Genomic DNA, 527 nt, shown 5'->3' on the forward strand with positions numbered 1-527 from the left:
CGGCTATGCGGTATACAGAATCAAGAATGTCCAAAATTTCGATGGTGTTATTAAGGGATATTAACAAAGATACGATTGACTTTCAAGATAACTATGATGGTGAGGAAAGAGAGCCTGTTGTCCTTCCAGCCCGGTTTCCTAATCTATTGGTTAACGGGACTACGGGAATTGCCGTGGGGATGGCTACCAATATTCCGCCGCACCAGCTTGGAGAAGTAATTGACGGCGTATTGGCAATCAGTCGTGACCCTAATATGACCACAGAAGAACTCATGGAAATTATCCCCGGTCCGGATTTTCCTACTGGAGGAATCATTCTTGGCCGAAGCGGTATCCGCAAAGCTTACGAAACAGGCCGCGGTTCTATTACGTTAAGGGCCAAAGTAAAGATTGAGGAAAAATCAAATGGCAAAGAAGTTATCATTGTAAATGAGATACCCTATCAAGTAAATAAAGCGAAATTAGTCGAAAAAATTGCTGAGTTAGTTCGCGATAAGAAAATTGACGGCATTACCGATCTTAGGGAT

1 protein-coding gene is annotated in these 527 nt (G+C 42.7%); it reads left to right on the plus strand.

Annotated features, from left to right (window positions below; genetic code table 11):
• A partial coding sequence (locus RYX56_RS21155) for a DNA gyrase subunit A (protein WP_317123964.1) occupies positions 1 to 527 on the plus strand: 527 nt, incomplete at both ends.

The sequence above is a fragment of the Alkalihalophilus lindianensis genome (assembly GCF_032843265.1).
Classification (GTDB): domain Bacteria; phylum Bacillota; class Bacilli; order Bacillales; family Bacillaceae_D; genus Alkalihalophilus; species Alkalihalophilus lindianensis.